This is a genomic window from Ruegeria sp. CI5 (assembly GCF_056536885.1).
Genome location: NZ_JBQFQN010000001.1, coordinates 618,613 through 634,888, shown reverse-complemented (window position 1 = coordinate 634,888; position 16,276 = coordinate 618,613). Strand labels below are relative to the sequence as shown.

The following is a 16,276-nucleotide window of genomic DNA, read 5'->3' as shown; positions in this document are numbered from 1 at the left end:
TCAGCATATCAGCGTCGCGTCAAGTGGGCGGAATAGAAGCCGTCGGTGCCGTGTACAACCTGCCACAATCGGCTGAACGTGCATTGCCATTCCGGATGCGCCGACAGGAACGTGTCTATGACGCCTCTGTTTTCGACATCCAGCATCGAACAGGTGGCGTAGGCCAATACACCGTCATCACAGACGAGGGGTGCGGCCGCGTCCAGAATGGACAATTGTGTCTGAGGCAACTGGGTCAATTGCTCGGGCGTCAATGCCCATTTGCCCCCAGGTGCGCGCCGCCACGAGCCGCTCCCGGAACAGGGGGCGTCAGTCAGCACCAGGTCAAACGGGCCGTGTTCTTCCAAGTCATCCGTAGACAGGATGGAAATGCGCGCTCCCGCCCGTCGTGCTCGGTCAGGAAGGTCACGCATGCGCCCGGGGTTGGCGTCATGGGCGAAGACTTCGACACCGCCAGAGGCGGCCATGGCCAACGCCTTGCCGCCACCCCCGGCACAATAGTCCAGAACCCTCATGCCGGGTCTTAGGTTCAATGCAGCAACGACAGCCTGGCTCGCCGCATCCTGCAACTCGACCAAGCCGTCACGATAGCTTTGGGATTGCGAAACCTTCCGGGCACCATCGACGACTTCAAGCGCCGTCTCGCAGGCCGGGTGCGGCGCAGTGGAAATCCCTTCCCGCGCCAGTGCATCCACCGCCTCTTGCATGCTCGTGCGGGCCAGATTGACCCGCAGGTGAACCGGAGCGCGTGATTGCAGCGCGGCGGCGGCCTCTCTGGCATTTTCACCAAGCGACCGCTCGAAGACCGGCCAAAGCCACTCGGGTATGTCAAACTGCTCGGCTTCCGTATCGATTGGACGTCCGACCTCGTCCGCCGTGACGGGGTCTGGGGCGTGACCAACTCCGTTGAACAGATCGACCGGGTCCTGGCCCCGGGACCGCAGAGCGCCCAACATCAGGCCTCGCCCGGTCCTTGCACCGCCGATCGCAGCGTAAGAACGAAGATGCCGAAGCGCGTCAAAGACATGGTCGCGGATCGCCGCCCTGTCTTTCGATCCCGCAAAACGGCTGCGCCGCGCCCAGCCCGTCAACGCTTTCTCGGCGGGAGTTCCGCCCAGAAAATCGTCTAGGATTTCGATAGCGGCCTGAACGCGCGCGCCTGGGGTCATGTCGAGGTCCTGAGTCCGACGGAAACCGTCACATCACGCGGTAGTTGGGGCTTTCGCGTGTGATCTGCACGTCATGCACGTGGCTTTCCTTCAGACCCGCTCCGGTGATCTTCACGAACTGACAATTGCGGCGCATTTCATCAACAGTCGCGCAGCCGGTATAGCCCATGGCCGCACGCAGACCGCCGACCAGTTGATGAACGACGGCGCTGGCCGAGCCCTTGTAGGGCACCTGTCCCTCGATCCCCTCGGGCACCAACTTGTCATTCGCGGCGTCTTTCTGGAAATAACGATCGGCCGAGCCGCGCGCCATCGCGCCCAGGCTGCCCATGCCGCGATAGGATTTGAACGAGCGCCCCTGATACAGGATCACCTCGCCCGGGCTTTCATCGGTGCCGGCGATCATCGAGCCGACCATGGCACAGGACGCGCCCGCCGCGATGGCCTTGGCGAAATCGCCCGAGAACTTGATGCCGCCATCGGCGATGACCGGCACGTCACCAGCCGCAGCCGAGCAATCCATGATTGCCGTCAACTGGGGCACGCCGACACCGGCCACCATGCGCGTGGTGCAGATCGAGCCCGGCCCGATCCCGACCTTCACCGCGTCGGCACCGGCATCGATCAGGGCCTTGGTCGCGTCGCCCGTTGCCACGTTGCCCGCGATGATCTGCACTTCGTTCGACAGGGACTTGATCCGCTTCACCGCGTCCAGCACCCCTTGGGAATGGCCGTGCGCCGTGTCGACCACGATGATGTCGACACCAGAGTCGACAAGCTGCTCGGACCGTTCAAAGCCAGCATCGCCAACCGACGTGGCCGCCGCAACCCGCAGCCGACCCAGATGGTCTTTGCATGCCGTGGGGTTCAGCACCGCTTGTTCCGTATCCTTCAAGGTCAGCAGACCGGTCAGTTTGCCCGATCCATCGACGACCAGCAGCTTTTCGATCCGGCGAGCCTTCATCAGGCTTTTTGCCTCTTCCAGGTCGGCCGGTTCCTGCAGCATCGCCAGATTGTCCGTGGTCATCATCGCGCGGATCGGCTGGTCGTCCGACGTGGCAAAACGCATGTCGCGGTTGGTCACGATGCCTACGACGCGCCCGTCGTCATCCACCACCGGGAATCCAGTGAAGTTATAGCGCTCGACCAGGGCCTTGGCATCGGCCAGCGTTTGATTGGCGCGCAGGGTGACGGGGTTGTAGACGATGCCGGATTCGAAGCGTTTGACCCGGCGCACCTCACGCGATTGCTCCTCGACGGTCAGGTTCTTGTGGATCACCCCGATGCCCCCGGCCTGCGCCATGGCGATGGCCATCCGCGCCTCGGTCACCGTGTCCATGGCCGAGCTGAGCAGCGGTATGTTCATGGTGATCTCGCGCGTCACGCGCGTGGACGTGTCCGCCGTTGCCGGCAGCACCGACGAGGCCGCCGGAACCAAAAGAACGTCATCAAAGGTGAGTGCCTCACGAATCTGCATCTGCTAACCCCATGCAAAACCCCGTTTGGCGGTGACCCTATTGCATGGTTTCGACCAAAGGAAAAGCCCCTGCCCCAACTTGTTCGCCCACAAACCGCCGTGATGGCGCGGAAAACGACGCAAGCCGCGCAAAACCTGCCGCGGATTGGCCTTTCCCTTTGCCGCGAAACCCATATCTTGCCGCCATACGCGCGAACACCAAAAAGGCATCCGTCATGACCACCGATCCCCTTGTCGTCTTTACCCCTTCGGGCAAACGCGGACATTTCCCCGTTGGCACTCCGATCCTGACGGCGGCCCGGCAACTGGGGGTCGATCTGGATTCGGTCTGCGGTGGGCGCGGGATCTGCTCGAAATGCCAGATCACGCCCAGCTATGGCGAGTTTCCCAAACACGGCGTCACGGTCCGCGAAAACGCGCTGAGCGAATGGAACGCGGTCGAGCAGCGCTATGACGACAAGCGCGGGCTGAAACCGGGCCGGCGGCTGGGCTGTCAGGCCACCGTTCAGGGTGACGTGGTGATCGACGTTCCGCCCGAAAGCCAGGTGCACCGCCAGGTGGTGCGCAAGGCCGCCGCCGCGCGGGCCATTACCATGGACCCGGCCACGCGCCTGTATTTCGTGGTGGTCGAAGAACCCGACATGCACTCGCCCACCGGCGATCTTGAACGGCTGGAGCGTGCGCTGCGCGAGCAGTGGCAGATCGACGCCGTCACCGCCGACCTGTCGCTTCTGTCCAAACTGCAGCCGACCCTGCGCAAGGGCAAGTGGGAGGTCACGGTCGCCCTGCACAAGGGCCACAAGGACAGCGTGGCGCGCATCGTTGAAATCTGGCCCGGCCTGCATGAAGGCGGGTTGTACGGGCTGGCCATCGATTTGGGCTCGACCACCATCGCCGCGCATCTGACCGACTTGGAAACCGGCGAGGTGAAGGCCTCGTCGGGCCTGATGAACCCGCAGATCCGGTTCGGCGAGGACCTCATGAGCCGCGTCTCGTACGCGATGATGAACCCCGGTGGTGATCAGGAAATGACCCGAGCCGTGCGTGAGGCGATCAACGATCTGGTCACCTCGATCGCCGACGAGGCCGGGATCGACCCGGCCCTGATCGTGGAAACCGTTTTCGTGTGCAACCCGGTCATGCACCACCTGCTGTTGGGCCTGGATCCAGTTGAACTGGGCCAGGCGCCGTTTGCGCTGGCCACATCGGAAAGCGTCTCGCTGCCCGCGCGCGAGATGGAACTGACCACGATGAACCCCCGTGCGCAGGTCTACATCCTGCCATGCATCGCGGGCCATGTGGGGGCCGACTGCGCCGCCGTGGCGCTGAGCGAAGAGCCGGGCAAGTCGCAGGATCTGGTCCTGATCGTGGACGTCGGCACCAACGCCGAGATTCTGCTGGGCAACACGACCCGCGTGCTGGCCTGTTCCTCGCCTACCGGACCGGCCTTCGAAGGTGCGCAGATAAGCTCGGGCCAGCGTGCCGCGCCCGGCGCGATCGAGCGCATTCAGATCGACCCGGTGACCAAGGAACCCCGGTTCCGGGTGATCGGCTCGGACAAGTGGTCGGACGAAGAGGGTTTCGACGCCGACATCGCCACCACCGGCATCACCGGCATCTGCGGGTCGGGCATCATCGAGGCGGTGGCCGAACTGCGCATGGCCGGCCTGCTGGACGAGAGCGGCCTGATCGGCTCGGCCGAGCAGACCGGAACCAGCCGCTGCATCCCCGAGGGGCGCACCCATTCCTACCTGATCCATGATGCCAGCGCCGAGGGCGGCCCGCGCATCACCGTGACACAGGGCGACATCCGGGCGATCCAGCTGGCGAAATCCGCGCTCTATGCCGGGGCGCGGCTGCTGATGGACGAGATGGGCGTGGACCGTGTGGATCGCGTAGTGCTGGCCGGGGCGTTCGGCGCCCATATCTCGACCAAACACGCGATGGTTCTGGGCATGATCCCCGACGCGCCGCTGGACAAGGTCCAAAGCGCGGGCAACGCCGCCGGCACCGGCGCACGCATCGCGCTGTGCAACATCGCCGCCCGGGCCGAGATCGAACGCGTGGTGCGCGAGATCACCAAGGTCGAAACCGCGATCGAGCCGAAATTCCAGGAGCATTTCGTCGCCGCCAACGCGATTCCGCACAAGACCGACCCGTTCCCGGAACTGGTTAAGATCGTCACCCTGCCCGCTCCGTCCTTCAACACCGGAGGCGATGCGGAAAAAACTGGCCGCCGTCGCCGCAGAAAGGCATAGTCCGAAAAACTGCGGAGGACCCCCATGCAAACAGCAAACGAAGATCAGGCTGAATACTGGGGCAACTCCGAATCCGGCACCAAGTGGCTGACTTTTGAGGACAAACTGGACCACATGCTGGCCCCGGTTCTGGACCTCGTTCTGGATCAGGCCGAACTGGAACCCGGAATGCGCGTGCTGGACATCGGCTGCGGGACCGGCGCCAGCACCATCGCGGCCGCCCAGCGTGTCGGACCGCAGGGCCATGTTCTTGGCGGCGACATTTCTGAGCCGTTCCTAAGCCGAGCGCAGGAAAGGGCCTTTTCCGCGGGTGTTGAAAACGTCGATTTCCAATGCGTCGACGCTCAGGTCGCCCGGTTCCCCGAGGGCGCGTTCGACGCTGCGATATCGCGGTTCGGTGTCATGTTCTTTCAGGATTCGGTTGCGGCGTTCGCCAACATCGCCAAGGCTCTGGCCCCCGGCGGACAAATGACTTTTGCCGCATGGGGACCTCTGGCTGACAATCCCTGGTTCAGGATTCCCCACATGGCCGCCACATCGCATCTGGGCCACCCGCCAAAATATGGTCGGTACGCACCCGGCCCACTGGCCTTTCATGACATCGACCATGTGACCGGGATGATGGCAATGGCGGGTTTGGATGACATCTACGCCAACCCTGTAAGCCTCCGACTGCCGGGGCTTGTATCGGTGGAGGCCACCGCCGAGCTTTGCACCCGGGTCGGGCCGGCTGCGCGCGTGATAGCGCATTTTGAAAGCGATGAGGCCGACGAACGAAAAATCCAGAGCGCCGTGGCCCAGGAGTTTTCGAGTTTTCAAACGGCAGATGGGTTTGGCATCCCGGCAGTCATCAACGTCTTTCAGGCCCGTAAGCCCTCCTGAAATACCAGAGCGTGTCGCCCTTGGCCAATCACACCCGCTGACTGTTATTGTTTCTGATTGTCAACTCTTTTCAGCCTTTTGAGCCTAATTGTCTGCTTTTTTTCGTGTGTTTTTCTCCCCATCCGGAAACTTAATAAGATTCTTGGTGATTTTTGCGTAAAAATCGTAAAATATGAATGTATTGGGCAGAGTAATTCAAATCTACAGAAGCCGCTGAACCGGCTCGCTTTAGTGAGTAAGACGTTTACCAGTTGGTGCTACATGGACAGGGGGATGGGCCGTGCAGGTGCGTGGCTACCGAACACGCAACACACACGCGCATTGATCAATTTCATTCAATGGAGCCAGGGCGGAGTGGTTCTGGACGCTGCGTTGACCGAAGTTGTCAACGCGTTTGGAGCCGATTGCGGTACCCTCAGCCGTGTCTGGCTCAATAAAGTTGGCAGCCGAGTAGCTGCGCGCGCAGATACCCGTGACACGACAATAAGTCGGCCGCTTTTTCTTTCCTTCACGAATGACGTGATTGGTCCGTTTGCAAGCAAGCCAAAGAAAGGTGTCGTCTTCAGCCTCAAGGATCACGGGAAACCCGTAAACGAGTTTTCTGCCGTTGTTCTGGACTGGATCTCGCACCGCAAGCTGCACGATATCCTGTTCGTCTGTCTCGACAACCAAGGCTGCGAAATCGATTTTCTGGAGCTGCATTTCGCCAAAGGTCTCGAACCCGGCTGGCGCGAAGCGATAGAGACAGTCGCACCCGAAATTTCCGAAATCTACCGCAACAGACGCGCCGGTCTGATTACGGAAGCAATTTCCCGCCAATCCGTAACGACCATCCAAAGGGCGGTGAATGACGCGCCGCTGATGAGCCTCGAAAACCCAGCGGGCCTGACACGGGCCGAATGGCGGGTCTGCGTTCTGATTTCCCGGGGACTGTCGCAACAGTCTATTGGATCCGAGCTCGAGATTGGTCCCGCGACTGTGAGAACGCATCTCAAGCATATCTACGGCAAGACAGGAATGGAGAACTTCCACATGTTGGCCAGACGGCTGGTTTCGATCGAAGAACGCGAAGCCTTGCACGGCAGACACAATCAGGCACGCGCATGATGATTGATCTGCCTTGGCATATCTGGGTACCTCTGTGGTTGATGGTGCCGCTGTTTGTAGCGGTGGCGTGGACGGACCTAACCGAATACCGGATACCGAACCTGTACTGCCTGATAGGGGTTGCCCTGTTTCTGGTCGGGTCCCCTGCCCTCGGTTTGCATGAAATTGGATTGCGATTGATTGCCGCCGGGCTTTGCTTTGGGATCTGTTTTGCCCTTTTCGCCGCCGGTTGGCTGGGGGGCGGAGACGCCAAAATGCTACCGGTGGTCTTCCTGGCGATACCGACCCAAGCCCTTTCGACATATATGCTGCTGCTTTCTGCCGCGATGGCGTTTGGACTGACCAGCTTGACCCTGCTGCGCCTGTTCGTCCGACAACCGACAGGAAAGCTTGCAGCAACGCTCAGCGGACGCGAGTTTCCTCTTGGGATTGCCATAGGCCTTTCGGGCCTGATCCTGGCCGGCTGGTCGATGCTGCTTTACAGCGCCTGAAAGAACGCGACCCAAGTCGGGGACGCACAGTTGACCTCGTGTGGACCCGGGAGCGCCGCACCCACAAAAACAACGTCATTTCACGAAGGTTTCGACGTATCGAATGATGATCGGTGCAAGGATCAGCCCCGCGATCGAGGGCAACATCAGGCTCGCCATGACCGCGGACATCTGCACCGGCAACTTGTTGGCTTTCTCCTGCGCGCGAAGCTCTCTCAGTTCGCGCATTTCTTCGGAATACGTAGTCAAGGCGGCCGACAACGGGACGCCGAACCGGGACGACTGGAGGACGACGCTCACGAACGAACTCATTTCGTCGATCCCCGTTCGGCGCGCCATTCTCATCAACGCAACTTCACGGTCGCGCCCGGCCTGAATCTCGCTCAGTGCAATCAGAATTTCCTCGGACATTTCGGGCGATACAGTCTGCATTTCCACTGCAACTTTGAGAAGCGCCTGGTCAAAGCCCATTCCCGCCTCGATCCCAATCTGGAGCAAGTCCAGCATGTTCGGGAACGCATTCTCCATCCGACGTTTACGCTCCTTGATCCGAGCGCTCATCCAAAGCTGGGGGATGAAGAACCCGATGCCGCAGAGGATGCCAAGGTTCCGCAAGATCTGAAATGAATTCAGACCAGACACATAATCGTTGATCGTGGCGCCGATACTGGACGCAGGCTGCCAAGACATGAGGACAAGAAAGACAAGCGGCAGAAACGTCGCCAAGCCCAAACGGATCAGATAGAAATTGGCGATTGCATTCCGGCCGCGAAACCCTGAGCGCGCAAGCACTTGGCCAACTTCAAACCTGACACTTGCATCGCTGGGGATAAGTGCGGCGCTCAGCCCGGTCGGTGTATCGCCCTCCACCTTTTCCGGCACAAGACGTGCAAGGCTCTGGCCCCTTGTTCGTTTGGGCAGCATACGTTCGGCCGCTGTGGATCGATCGCCGAGCGACGATGATATCCCAAAGAATGCAACGATCGCGCCGGCGGCAACAACGCCCAGGATCATGAGTTGGGAAAAAAGACCAGTGTCGAGTAGCGAGTTCACGATTTCCATTTCGACAACCCTCCCTCAGATCCGGAAATTGACAAGCTTGAACAAAACGATGGCGTTCAGAACGATGGCCGCTGAAATGACGCTCATGACGGGCCAGAAAATCGGGTATTGCACCACGCTTCCGTAATAGTCCGGCGTCATGACCGTCATCACGAGGGCAATCCCGACAGGAATGAACGACAGGATATAGGCGGTCATCCGACCCTCGGCAGAAATGGCCTTGATCTTGCGCCGCAGAGACATGCGGGCACGGATGACGCGCGCCAATGTCCGCAGAATGCCGGCCAGATCGCCACCAGTGCCATGCTGCATCGTCAGCGCGACCGAGAGGTACTGGATATCCTCTTCATCTACCCGGTCTGCCATGTTGCGAATGGCGGTCGTCAACTCTTCCCCATAAGCGACTTGGTCCACGACCAGACCGAATTCAGTTCCGATCGGATCGGGCATTTCGTTTGCCACGCTCTGCAAGGTCGTGTTCAACGGATGTCCGACCTTCAACCCACGCGACATCAGGTCCAACGCATCCGGCAATTGCTTGATCAGCGCGGCCTTGCGCCGTCTGAGGTTGGCGCCAAGGTAGACCAACGGGGCCAACAGGAAGCACACAGCGCTCACAGGTATGACCGTCAGTGGGTTGGCCACCAGTGAGCCTCCGATTGCCGAAACCAGAAAAGCACCGCCACATCCCAACAGGAACATTTCCGGCACCATTTGCAGGCCCGATGCCGCAAGGGCACCCGGCAAGTCGCCGACCAGCGGAAACGACTTCATGAGAGGTTTGCTCTCCCGCGGTTTGAGCAATTCCAGAACGTCCTCGCCAGTCTTTCCCTGGTTCAGCATCTGGATGCGCCGGTTTATCGCCTCTTCCCGGTTTTCTCCGCGCTTCAAAAGCTGACGGACCCCTTCGAAGGCAATCAGGGCGCCGAGAAATATCAAGAGTGACAGAACAAAGCGGACATCGTAACCGCCCACTTCCATCTCTGGTCCGATCAACGAGTCTATGCTGTGCGTCGAAAAGAAGGATCTGAGATCTTCCAACATGGCCGGGTCCCTCAGTTGAACTTGATCGATAAAAGGTCGACACCCGCCGCCGCCAGCGCATCGCTGGATTTCGGTCGGATACCGGTCGGCATGAAGCGCCCGAGGATGTTGCCGGCCTCGTCCTTGCCTTCACGTTTGAAGACGAAGATGTCCTGCATGGTCACGATATCGCCCTCCATGCCGGTGATCTCGGCAATCGAGGTGACACGGCGGGTACCATCAGACAGGCGGTTCAATTGCAGAACAAAGTGAATTGCCGAAGCGATAGTCGCGCGGATTGCTGCATGCGGCAGCTCCAGCCCGCCCATTTGCACCATCTGCTCGACCCGGGAAAGTGCATCGCGTGGGCTGTTGGCGTGTACCGTCGTCATCGACCCGTCATGGCCGGTATTCATCGCCTGCAACATATCGAATGCTTCGGAGCCGCGCACCTCGCCGATGATGATCCGATCCGGACGCATCCGCAGCGCGTTTCGCACAAGGTCTCGTTGGGCAACGGCGCCAGTACCGTCGAGGCCAGCAGGCCGCGTTTCCATGCGCAAGACATGTTCCTGCTGAAGCTGAAGTTCGGCCGCGTCTTCAATCGTGACGATCCGCTCCCGAGGGCTGATATACGACGACAATGCATTCAGCATCGTGGTCTTGCCCGATCCGGTTCCGCCCGAGATCAGCACGTTCATCTTGGCTTCAACCAATCCCCGCAGCAGTTTGGCCGCGCTTTCGTTCAAGGCCTCATTCTTGATCAGGCGTTCCATCGTCAGCGGAACCCGCGAGAATTTTCGAATGGAAAGCGCCGGCCCGTCCAGTGCGCAGGGCCGAATGATCGCGTTGACGCGGCTGCCATCTTCCAACCGCGCATCCACCCACGGTTGCCGTTCATCAATACGGCGACCGATCCGGCTGACGATCTTGTCGATGATCCGCAGCAGATGACGTTCGTCACGGAAACGTGCCGATGTCTTTTCGAGGATGCCCGAGCGCTCGACAAAAATCTGCGTGTGGCCGTTCACGAGGATATCGTTGATCGTGGGGTCGGCCAACAACGGTTCCAGCGGGCCCAGGCCAAGCACCTCGTGCATCAGCTCTTCGACAAGCTGCTTGACCTCCTCGCTGCGCATCGCACGGCCTTCGGCGCGCAGCAGTTCGGTGACATGTCGCCCAATTTCACCCCGCAGTGTTTCTTCCTCGACCTTTTCGATAACGGCGAGGTTCAGCTTGTCCAGCAACGAGTTATGCAGTCGTGCCTTGAGATCTATCCGATCGTTCTGGATGTCATGCATCAATACGAGGTCATCGCCGGAGCCATGAACCGGCTTGCCGATCTGAGCAAACTGCCTGGTGTCCAACGGCACAACTTTCGAAGCGTCCGGTTTTTCCTGGCCTGGTCGGTCGAATTCTCGAAACATCTACTTAACCTTCTGCAAATATTTAACTATTCCGAAACACTCTGCCTCAGTGCTGGCCGACCCGAGGCGGCAAAGACAGGCATGTCTCGTGTGCCAGCTTTCGGATTGCGCGTGTCATCGGTGCGCGGGATGAAACATCTTCCAACGGCACGCCCCGATCGACCGACTCGCGTACTGTGCGCTCGTCGCGAGGCACCCAAAATGCAAAGTCCTTTTCAAGGAGTTTTGCCGCCGCTCTGTGGTGCGCCGCCGGAATGATGGGTTTCTTTTCAAGGTTGGCGACCAGTTGAATTTCCAGTGCTGGGTTTTCCGCTTGGTAGAAATCCATCAGCTTGCGGGCCGAGCGAACGGACGGAACGGCAACGTCCGTCACCAAATATAGGCGGTCAGCTTGCGTCAGGACGGGCGTAATCCATTCCACCAGCGCCCGCGGCAAATCTACCACGACGTAGTCATGGGTACGTTTGAGGGAATCCAGAATGGCCGAAATCTGCTCTTCCTTGATTGCAGTCAACGGACCATAGCGCGACGGAGCCGCCAGGATATCGACCCCGCAGGGCGACTTGACCATCGCCTGTTCCAAAAAGGCACTGTCGGGAATGCTGCCTTCCATGGCCATGCGCCACATCGCGTCGCTTTCGGCGACATCCATCAAGGCAGCAATCGAGCCGAACTGAAAGTCCAGATCCACCAGCGCAACCGAGTTCGACGCCGTCTTTTTCAGGAAGCCGGCCTTGGATTGAAGCTCGTTCGCCATATTGGCGGCAACCAAGGACGATCCGACGCCACCGCGAGATTTGCCAACCGCGATCAACTTGCCAAGTGTGGCTTGTCCACCCCAAACGGCGGGAAGCTGCGCCTGCCGTCGGGCACGGATCGCATCCACCTGCGGAATGATCTCCTCATGGATTGCATTGCGCGGCAGCACGTCATCAACTCCAAGCTTTTTGAGCTGTCGGGCCTTCTCAAGCGGCAGATCTTCAGACGCCAGGGCGATAATGATCGCATTGGGCATGCGCGCATCACAAATCTGCTTTGCGGTCTGCAACAGCTCTGGCGAACTGTCATCCACATCGAACAGAACCACGTCATGACGCGCTGACAAGGCAACGGCCGTCCCGTTGACCCGCGCGACAGTGTCCTTGCGGCCCGTAAAGCGGCAATTGCTCAGCCCCTCCAACGACGTTTCGATTGCCGCGAAAATCTCTTCGTCCGGTGAAATCAACAGCACTGAAATCTGCTTGGCACTCATGACTCTTCTCCTTACTCAACGGCACCGATGGCAAGATCCTCGGCCGGGACGGATGTGCTCATCGTTGGGATTGAAATGGTGTTGGGGCTGCTGGCGGATATGGCAGGGTTGCCAGCAGCAAGGGCGACCAACGGCCCAATTGGCAGCGCGAAATCGTAGTCCAGGTTTACCAGTTCGGCTGTAACCACCGGTGTATAGGGTCCACCAAGAAAACCAAGACGAGGATCGTGCGAATAGGTAATTTGCACATTTGCCGCGGTGGCCCCGGGTGGCAGCAGCATTTCGATCTCGTCCCAGATCCGGCTGCCATAGGCGCTTGATGCGTCAAGCTGACACGGCGCCGGCAGGTTCGGAGTGGCGCAGATGCTGCCGCTGCGGCACAGCGCGCCGAACTTGGTTGTTGCGGGGGCGCCACCGGCCAGCGTGTGCGTGTTTGGCATCGCGCCACACAGTGGCGGCCCGACCGTGGCAAGCCGAGAGGCCTTTTGCATCGCTTTCTGCGCCATCGTCGTGGACCAGTAGAGCCGTCCGTACTCGAGAATTCCAAACACGAGCACCAGGAACAACGGAACGACCATGCCAAGCTCGACCAGGGCCGATCCGTTTTCACGTCGCCAAAAAGCGCGCAGCATATGCAGGTTACCCGTCATACCCCAAACACTCGGCTCTGGTCCGAAATCTCGGTGTCGAGAGGCCCCAGCGCCGCCCCAAAAAGGCTGAAAACGTTTCCAAAAAGGTACTCGATCCGGATCTGAGCCGTGACCTCGACCACCGAAGTCGGATTGATCCGGTACACGCCAGCCCGCGAGATACAGCGCGGCGTGACGTCGATAACGGTTGTGCCATGCGGCATGATCGACGAACCGCCCAACTGGTTTTGGACGATGTCCGTGGCCAGAGCGTCATAGCTGCCGACTCCGCCCGCTGCGCACAAGTCCAACGGTGCGATCCGCGCGATCATACGCGAGGCATCGCGCACCCCGGCCGACGTTGCCTGATGAATCCAGGTGATACGCCCACCTTCGATGATCACGGCAAAGAACAGCAGGATCAACGGAAGTACGATCCCGAACTCGACCATCGGGGCGCCGGCCTCGCACGACCGCAACCGTCGGATATGCCGAACGAGCCGAGTCATCGATACAACCTCACGACATCGCGAAAGATTCCATCATCGCTGCTGCCACCGACTCCACCGCCGACCTGCTCGACCACCTCGACATAGATGTCAAAATCAGTCCCCGAGGATTCTTCGAGCGGCTGGATCAGGAAAACCTTTACAAACTCCTGCACCGGAACGTTCTCCGCGCGTCCCGCGACCGGATTGGCAGCGCAGTTTATGGCGGCTGCGATAAATGTGCGGCGGTCAGGGTCGTCCAGCGTTGTGCTCGCGCATTGCGGGCGACCGGACTCGCTGCGCCCGAACAGCACATCACCCGTGCCAGCCCTGGCGATCTCGTCGAGATACATTTCGTATCGCGTGTTTCCAGTCGGGTTGCCCAGCGGGTGTGGCGTCAGATCGTTGGCGGGGCCGTCGCCATAGTTCATGTCCAGATAAGCTGCTCTACCGGAGGTCCAGACACCGTTCCCAAAACGGCCCCCATGCGCGCAGGTGCCGGCGGCGAAGCAATCGTCGGGCGGAAACGGCATCGAGTCGGTCGAAACCTCGGGATTGTTCTTCAGGCAGCTTCCGCCAGAGTTTTCCCAGCCCGCGATGACCTGCGGTCCGGGCGCATAGTCTTCATCATTCTTGAGCTTGCTCATCGTCGAGTGAAAAATATCGAACCGTGAATTGTAGATTGCGCTGCCAATGCCATTGCGCTGACCGGGCTCGGTATCAACACCGCGCTGAGACACGCATTGCGTCAGGTTTCCATGCGCCGCGATCAGGCAGATATAGAGTTTTGATCCGGTCTGCCCCGCGCAAGGACCGTTGGGGTTTATGCCGATGTCCGTCGGGTCGAGGAAACCAAAATTCCCCGGACCCCAAGCGGCACCGTTACCTCCAGTGCGCAACTTGATGGTTGACCCTTTGTTTGCATTCGCTGTCCAGCCGGGAGGGATGCAGAACATCAACGGCGTCACATCACAGGCATATTGGGTGTAACCCGCAATCGCGACGGCCTCGACATCCTCATCCGGGCGCGTCACCCCCAACAGATCCGCGAGGGCCCGACCGAAAGGAAGGAAAACGGTTCTAGGGGTCGCGGTCACCTCAACCAGAACGGCAAGAGCGGGATCGGTCGTAACAAACCCATCGACTGGATCATTGTCATCCGGATCGGCGGCAGGATCGGGCAGTCCCGACAGAAACCGCAGCGAATAATCTGCGGCCGTCCCCAGATCTTGGCTGCCCTCGGCAAAGAACTGGGAGTCTTCGATCATTCCGGCTGCTGCAGCCGTGGCGCGTGTGATCGCGTCACTGCCGCCATCCAGTTCTCCGGCGGCGGCCAGAGCCACGTGATCGGTATAAGCCTGCAGGTCGGTCTGCGTAGAAGCCAGTCGCCCAAGATCAAAGGTCAACGCCGCCATGCCAACGATCACGGTCATGCAAATTCCGACGAAAACCAGAATGGTCCCCTGTTCGTCGTCCTTTATGTTGCGCAACGTGGGCATGAACAGACCTCGCGAGCGATCAGTTGGACACGGTTGCATTCGTGGGGTTGCCGGCAACAGGAACTTCCTGGACGTCCGTGGTACCCCGACGCACCTTCACGATCGGCTTGGGCGCGCCCTCTGCAACCGGCGACTTTTCAAGCAGAATGTCGCTGAGGCGGATGGCCTCCAATGGCTTGTCTTCCTGGATTTGCAGGGACCGCAGCGACAGGCTGAGTTGCCCGGCCTTCTGAGCCAATGCCAACCGCTGTCCCTGGTCCGGCGTGACTTCGACAGTCACCGTTCGGGCAATCCCGGGCTGGTCGACATCTTCATCAGCCGTCTGATCAACCCCAATGACACGGATGTTTTGCAGGATCGTCACCGCCCGCAGCGACTCGTTCTTGCCCTGCGTCAGCACGATATCAACAAAGTCACCTGGTGTGACGAACCCGCCAACACCGGTCTGCGCATCCACATTGATAGCCATTGCACGATTGTTCTCGCCCAAGGTCTGAACGATGGTGACCTTCTCACCGAAGTCAGAAACCTTTGATGCCAAAAGGATTTCACCCTGCGCCAACGCGCGCTTGGCGCGTCGCGGATCGACACCTGCTGTGGGCAGAACATCTTCGAAACTTGTAAACACACCTGCCGGCACGGAATCCGCCGGCCAGTCGATGGCGGTCAACTTGTGACCTTCAATCGGAGATCCGAACGGGATCTCTTCTGCTGCTGCGACCACGCGAACGATCGTCGGATCAGCGGCGGCCTGGCTGCGTCTCAGCTGCTCCTGCGCGATCATCACGGCGCCACCCGCCAGACCCACGCCAAGAATAGTCATCATCAAGGATTTCAATCGCATAGGTCCCTCCAAATAGCCGGGCCGGTCATTCTGAAAACGTGGGGCCAGTCCTAGGCCCAAACTGCGTCACGCGGGACGCTGTATGCCGAGACTGGGCTGGTTCTGGCTTCCCGCCGTCCTCGCGGCGGAAAACCAGTTGCTTCTCAGGCCAAAACAGCAGGATTACGGCCGTGTTGCAGCCGTGTTGGCGTCATTGAAGTTGGTGTTGGTTGTGCCGCCCAGACCGGTCAGCAGGGTCCCGCCAACAGCGATCGCGATGAACAGTGCGATACCGTATTCGACAAGAGTGGCGCCACGCTCGTCACGGCGCAGACGAATGAAAAGACTACGAATTGCCTTCGACATGATTTGAACTCCAGTTTGTACTCATTAATGTGCGAATTTCGCACAGGAACGAGGGTTCCCCCGTCAGTTCAAATCGTATCGAGCCCGTATCTGGCAAACCTCCCCACAAACGAAAAGGATTTCCCGTTTAACGCGAGAATTCGTTCATTTTGGCTTTTTTGTGGCGGGATTTTGGCGCGAAATAGTCCGAGTCCAGCTCAGCTTTTGAGCTTCAAGCGGGCCAATATCAAAGTGCTTGGAGCGGGTAGCGGGAATCGAACCCGCGCGTTCAGCTTGGGAAGCTGACAGGCTACCATTACATCATACCCGCCGTTCGGTGCTGA

General features: G+C 59.8%; 15 protein-coding genes and 1 tRNA gene. 4 read left to right on the top strand and 12 right to left on the bottom strand.

The genetic code is table 11. The features are described 5' to 3' along the window. Nucleotides 1–8 precede the first annotated feature (8 nt). Both ACR0BA_RS03155 and guaB read right to left on the bottom strand, forming a co-directional pair. Nucleotides 9–1,169, bottom strand: a complete 1,161-nt coding sequence (locus ACR0BA_RS03155; protein WP_480726405.1) for an RsmB/NOP family class I SAM-dependent RNA methyltransferase — start codon at nucleotides 1,167–1,169, stop codon at nucleotides 9–11. Between the two features lie 28 nt (nucleotides 1,170–1,197). Further along, a complete protein-coding gene (gene guaB, locus ACR0BA_RS03150) occupies nucleotides 1,198–2,646 on the bottom strand; it encodes an IMP dehydrogenase (RefSeq protein WP_480726403.1) in 1,449 nt (482 codons plus the stop codon). 215 nt (nucleotides 2,647–2,861) lie between these two features. Between guaB and ACR0BA_RS03145 the strand changes: the two genes are divergently transcribed. From ACR0BA_RS03145 to ACR0BA_RS03130, 4 genes are all read left to right on the top strand, one after another. Next, nucleotides 2,862–4,904, top strand: coding sequence for an ASKHA domain-containing protein (locus tag ACR0BA_RS03145; protein ID WP_480726401.1), 2,043 nt, complete (start codon nucleotides 2,862–2,864; stop codon nucleotides 4,902–4,904). A gap of 24 nt (nucleotides 4,905–4,928) precedes the next feature. Then, nucleotides 4,929–5,786 carry a class I SAM-dependent methyltransferase gene (locus ACR0BA_RS03140; protein WP_480726400.1) on the top strand — a complete coding sequence of 286 codons (858 nt, stop codon included), beginning with the start codon at nucleotides 4,929–4,931 and terminating at the stop codon, nucleotides 5,784–5,786. Between the two features lie 273 nt (nucleotides 5,787–6,059). Beyond that, on the top strand, nucleotides 6,060–6,893 hold the full coding sequence (locus ACR0BA_RS03135; protein WP_170367134.1) for a helix-turn-helix transcriptional regulator: 834 nt from the start codon (nucleotides 6,060–6,062) through the stop codon (nucleotides 6,891–6,893). Then, the gene (locus ACR0BA_RS03130) at nucleotides 6,890–7,384 is read left to right on the top strand and encodes an A24 family peptidase (RefSeq protein WP_480726398.1); all 495 of its coding nucleotides are present in this window, start codon (nucleotides 6,890–6,892) and stop codon (nucleotides 7,382–7,384) included. Before ACR0BA_RS03135 ends, ACR0BA_RS03130 begins: the two co-directional genes overlap by 4 nt. Before the next feature lie 75 nt (nucleotides 7,385–7,459). Here ACR0BA_RS03130 and ACR0BA_RS03125 read toward each other — a convergent pair whose 3' ends face one another. The 10 genes from ACR0BA_RS03125 to ACR0BA_RS03080 all read right to left on the bottom strand — a co-directional run bounded on the left by ACR0BA_RS03125 (nucleotide 7,460) and on the right by ACR0BA_RS03080 (nucleotide 16,263). Continuing rightward, nucleotides 7,460–8,446 (bottom strand): type II secretion system F family protein, encoded by a 987-nt coding sequence (locus ACR0BA_RS03125; protein WP_170359189.1) that lies wholly within the window; start codon nucleotides 8,444–8,446, stop codon nucleotides 7,460–7,462. A 15-nt stretch (nucleotides 8,447–8,461) separates the two neighbouring features. Continuing rightward, nucleotides 8,462–9,490: a type II secretion system F family protein gene (locus ACR0BA_RS03120; RefSeq protein WP_480726396.1), complete on the bottom strand. Its 1,029-nt coding sequence runs from the start codon at nucleotides 9,488–9,490 to the stop codon at nucleotides 8,462–8,464. An 11-nt stretch (nucleotides 9,491–9,501) separates the two neighbouring features. Further along, nucleotides 9,502–10,896 carry a TadA family conjugal transfer-associated ATPase gene (locus ACR0BA_RS03115; RefSeq protein WP_480726395.1) on the bottom strand — a complete coding sequence of 465 codons (1,395 nt, stop codon included), beginning with the start codon at nucleotides 10,894–10,896 and terminating at the stop codon, nucleotides 9,502–9,504. A gap of 46 nt (nucleotides 10,897–10,942) precedes the next feature. Next, on the bottom strand, nucleotides 10,943–12,148 hold the full coding sequence (locus tag ACR0BA_RS03110; protein ID WP_170359183.1) for a CpaE/TadZ family protein: 1,206 nt from the start codon (nucleotides 12,146–12,148) through the stop codon (nucleotides 10,943–10,945). Nucleotides 12,149–12,159: 11 nt separating this feature from the next. After that, nucleotides 12,160–12,780 carry a TadE/TadG family type IV pilus assembly protein gene (locus tag ACR0BA_RS03105; protein ID WP_480726394.1) on the bottom strand — a complete coding sequence of 207 codons (621 nt, stop codon included), beginning with the start codon at nucleotides 12,778–12,780 and terminating at the stop codon, nucleotides 12,160–12,162. Nucleotides 12,781–12,794: 14 nt separating this feature from the next. Continuing rightward, complete coding sequence (locus tag ACR0BA_RS03100) at nucleotides 12,795–13,286, bottom strand: TadE/TadG family type IV pilus assembly protein (RefSeq protein ID WP_170338526.1); 492 nt, start codon at nucleotides 13,284–13,286, stop codon at nucleotides 12,795–12,797. Then, complete coding sequence (locus tag ACR0BA_RS03095; protein ID WP_480726392.1) at nucleotides 13,283–14,764, bottom strand: pilus assembly protein TadG-related protein; 1,482 nt, start codon at nucleotides 14,762–14,764, stop codon at nucleotides 13,283–13,285. The genes ACR0BA_RS03100 and ACR0BA_RS03095 overlap by 4 nt, the downstream gene beginning before the upstream one ends. 19 nt (nucleotides 14,765–14,783) lie before the next feature. After that, a complete protein-coding gene (cpaB, locus tag ACR0BA_RS03090; RefSeq protein ID WP_170363423.1) occupies nucleotides 14,784–15,608 on the bottom strand; it encodes a Flp pilus assembly protein CpaB in 825 nt (274 codons plus the stop codon). A gap of 162 nt (nucleotides 15,609–15,770) precedes the next feature. Beyond that, the gene (locus ACR0BA_RS03085; RefSeq protein ID WP_093962121.1) at nucleotides 15,771–15,953 is read right to left on the bottom strand and encodes a Flp family type IVb pilin; all 183 of its coding nucleotides are present in this window, start codon (nucleotides 15,951–15,953) and stop codon (nucleotides 15,771–15,773) included. Between the two features lie 236 nt (nucleotides 15,954–16,189). Next, nucleotides 16,190–16,263, bottom strand: a tRNA-Gly gene (locus ACR0BA_RS03080). Between the last annotated feature and the right edge of the window lie 13 nt (nucleotides 16,264–16,276).

Coding starts and splice junctions, on each gene's coding strand:
- ACR0BA_RS03155 (WP_480726405.1), bottom strand. CDS start 1,169: ATGACCCCAGGCGCGCGCGTTCAGGCCGCTATCGAAATCCTAGACGAT.
- guaB (WP_480726403.1), bottom strand. CDS start 2,646: ATGCAGATTCGTGAGGCACTCACCTTTGATGACGTTCTTTTGGTTCCG.
- ACR0BA_RS03145 (WP_480726401.1), top strand. CDS start 2,862: ATGACCACCGATCCCCTTGTCGTCTTTACCCCTTCGGGCAAACGCGGA.
- ACR0BA_RS03140 (WP_480726400.1), top strand. CDS start 4,929: ATGCAAACAGCAAACGAAGATCAGGCTGAATACTGGGGCAACTCCGAA.
- ACR0BA_RS03135 (WP_170367134.1), top strand. CDS start 6,060: ATGGGCCGTGCAGGTGCGTGGCTACCGAACACGCAACACACACGCGCA.
- ACR0BA_RS03130 (WP_480726398.1), top strand. CDS start 6,890: ATGATGATTGATCTGCCTTGGCATATCTGGGTACCTCTGTGGTTGATG.
- ACR0BA_RS03125 (WP_170359189.1), bottom strand. CDS start 8,446: ATGGAAATCGTGAACTCGCTACTCGACACTGGTCTTTTTTCCCAACTC.
- ACR0BA_RS03120 (WP_480726396.1), bottom strand. CDS start 9,490: ATGTTGGAAGATCTCAGATCCTTCTTTTCGACGCACAGCATAGACTCG.
- ACR0BA_RS03115 (WP_480726395.1), bottom strand. CDS start 10,896: ATGTTTCGAGAATTCGACCGACCAGGCCAGGAAAAACCGGACGCTTCG.
- ACR0BA_RS03110 (WP_170359183.1), bottom strand. CDS start 12,148: ATGAGTGCCAAGCAGATTTCAGTGCTGTTGATTTCACCGGACGAAGAG.
- ACR0BA_RS03105 (WP_480726394.1), bottom strand. CDS start 12,780: ATGCTGCGCGCTTTTTGGCGACGTGAAAACGGATCGGCCCTGGTCGAG.
- ACR0BA_RS03100 (WP_170338526.1), bottom strand. CDS start 13,286: ATGACTCGGCTCGTTCGGCATATCCGACGGTTGCGGTCGTGCGAGGCC.
- ACR0BA_RS03095 (WP_480726392.1), bottom strand. CDS start 14,764: ATGCCCACGTTGCGCAACATAAAGGACGACGAACAGGGGACCATTCTG.
- cpaB (WP_170363423.1), bottom strand. CDS start 15,608: ATGCGATTGAAATCCTTGATGATGACTATTCTTGGCGTGGGTCTGGCG.
- ACR0BA_RS03085 (WP_093962121.1), bottom strand. CDS start 15,953: ATGTCGAAGGCAATTCGTAGTCTTTTCATTCGTCTGCGCCGTGACGAG.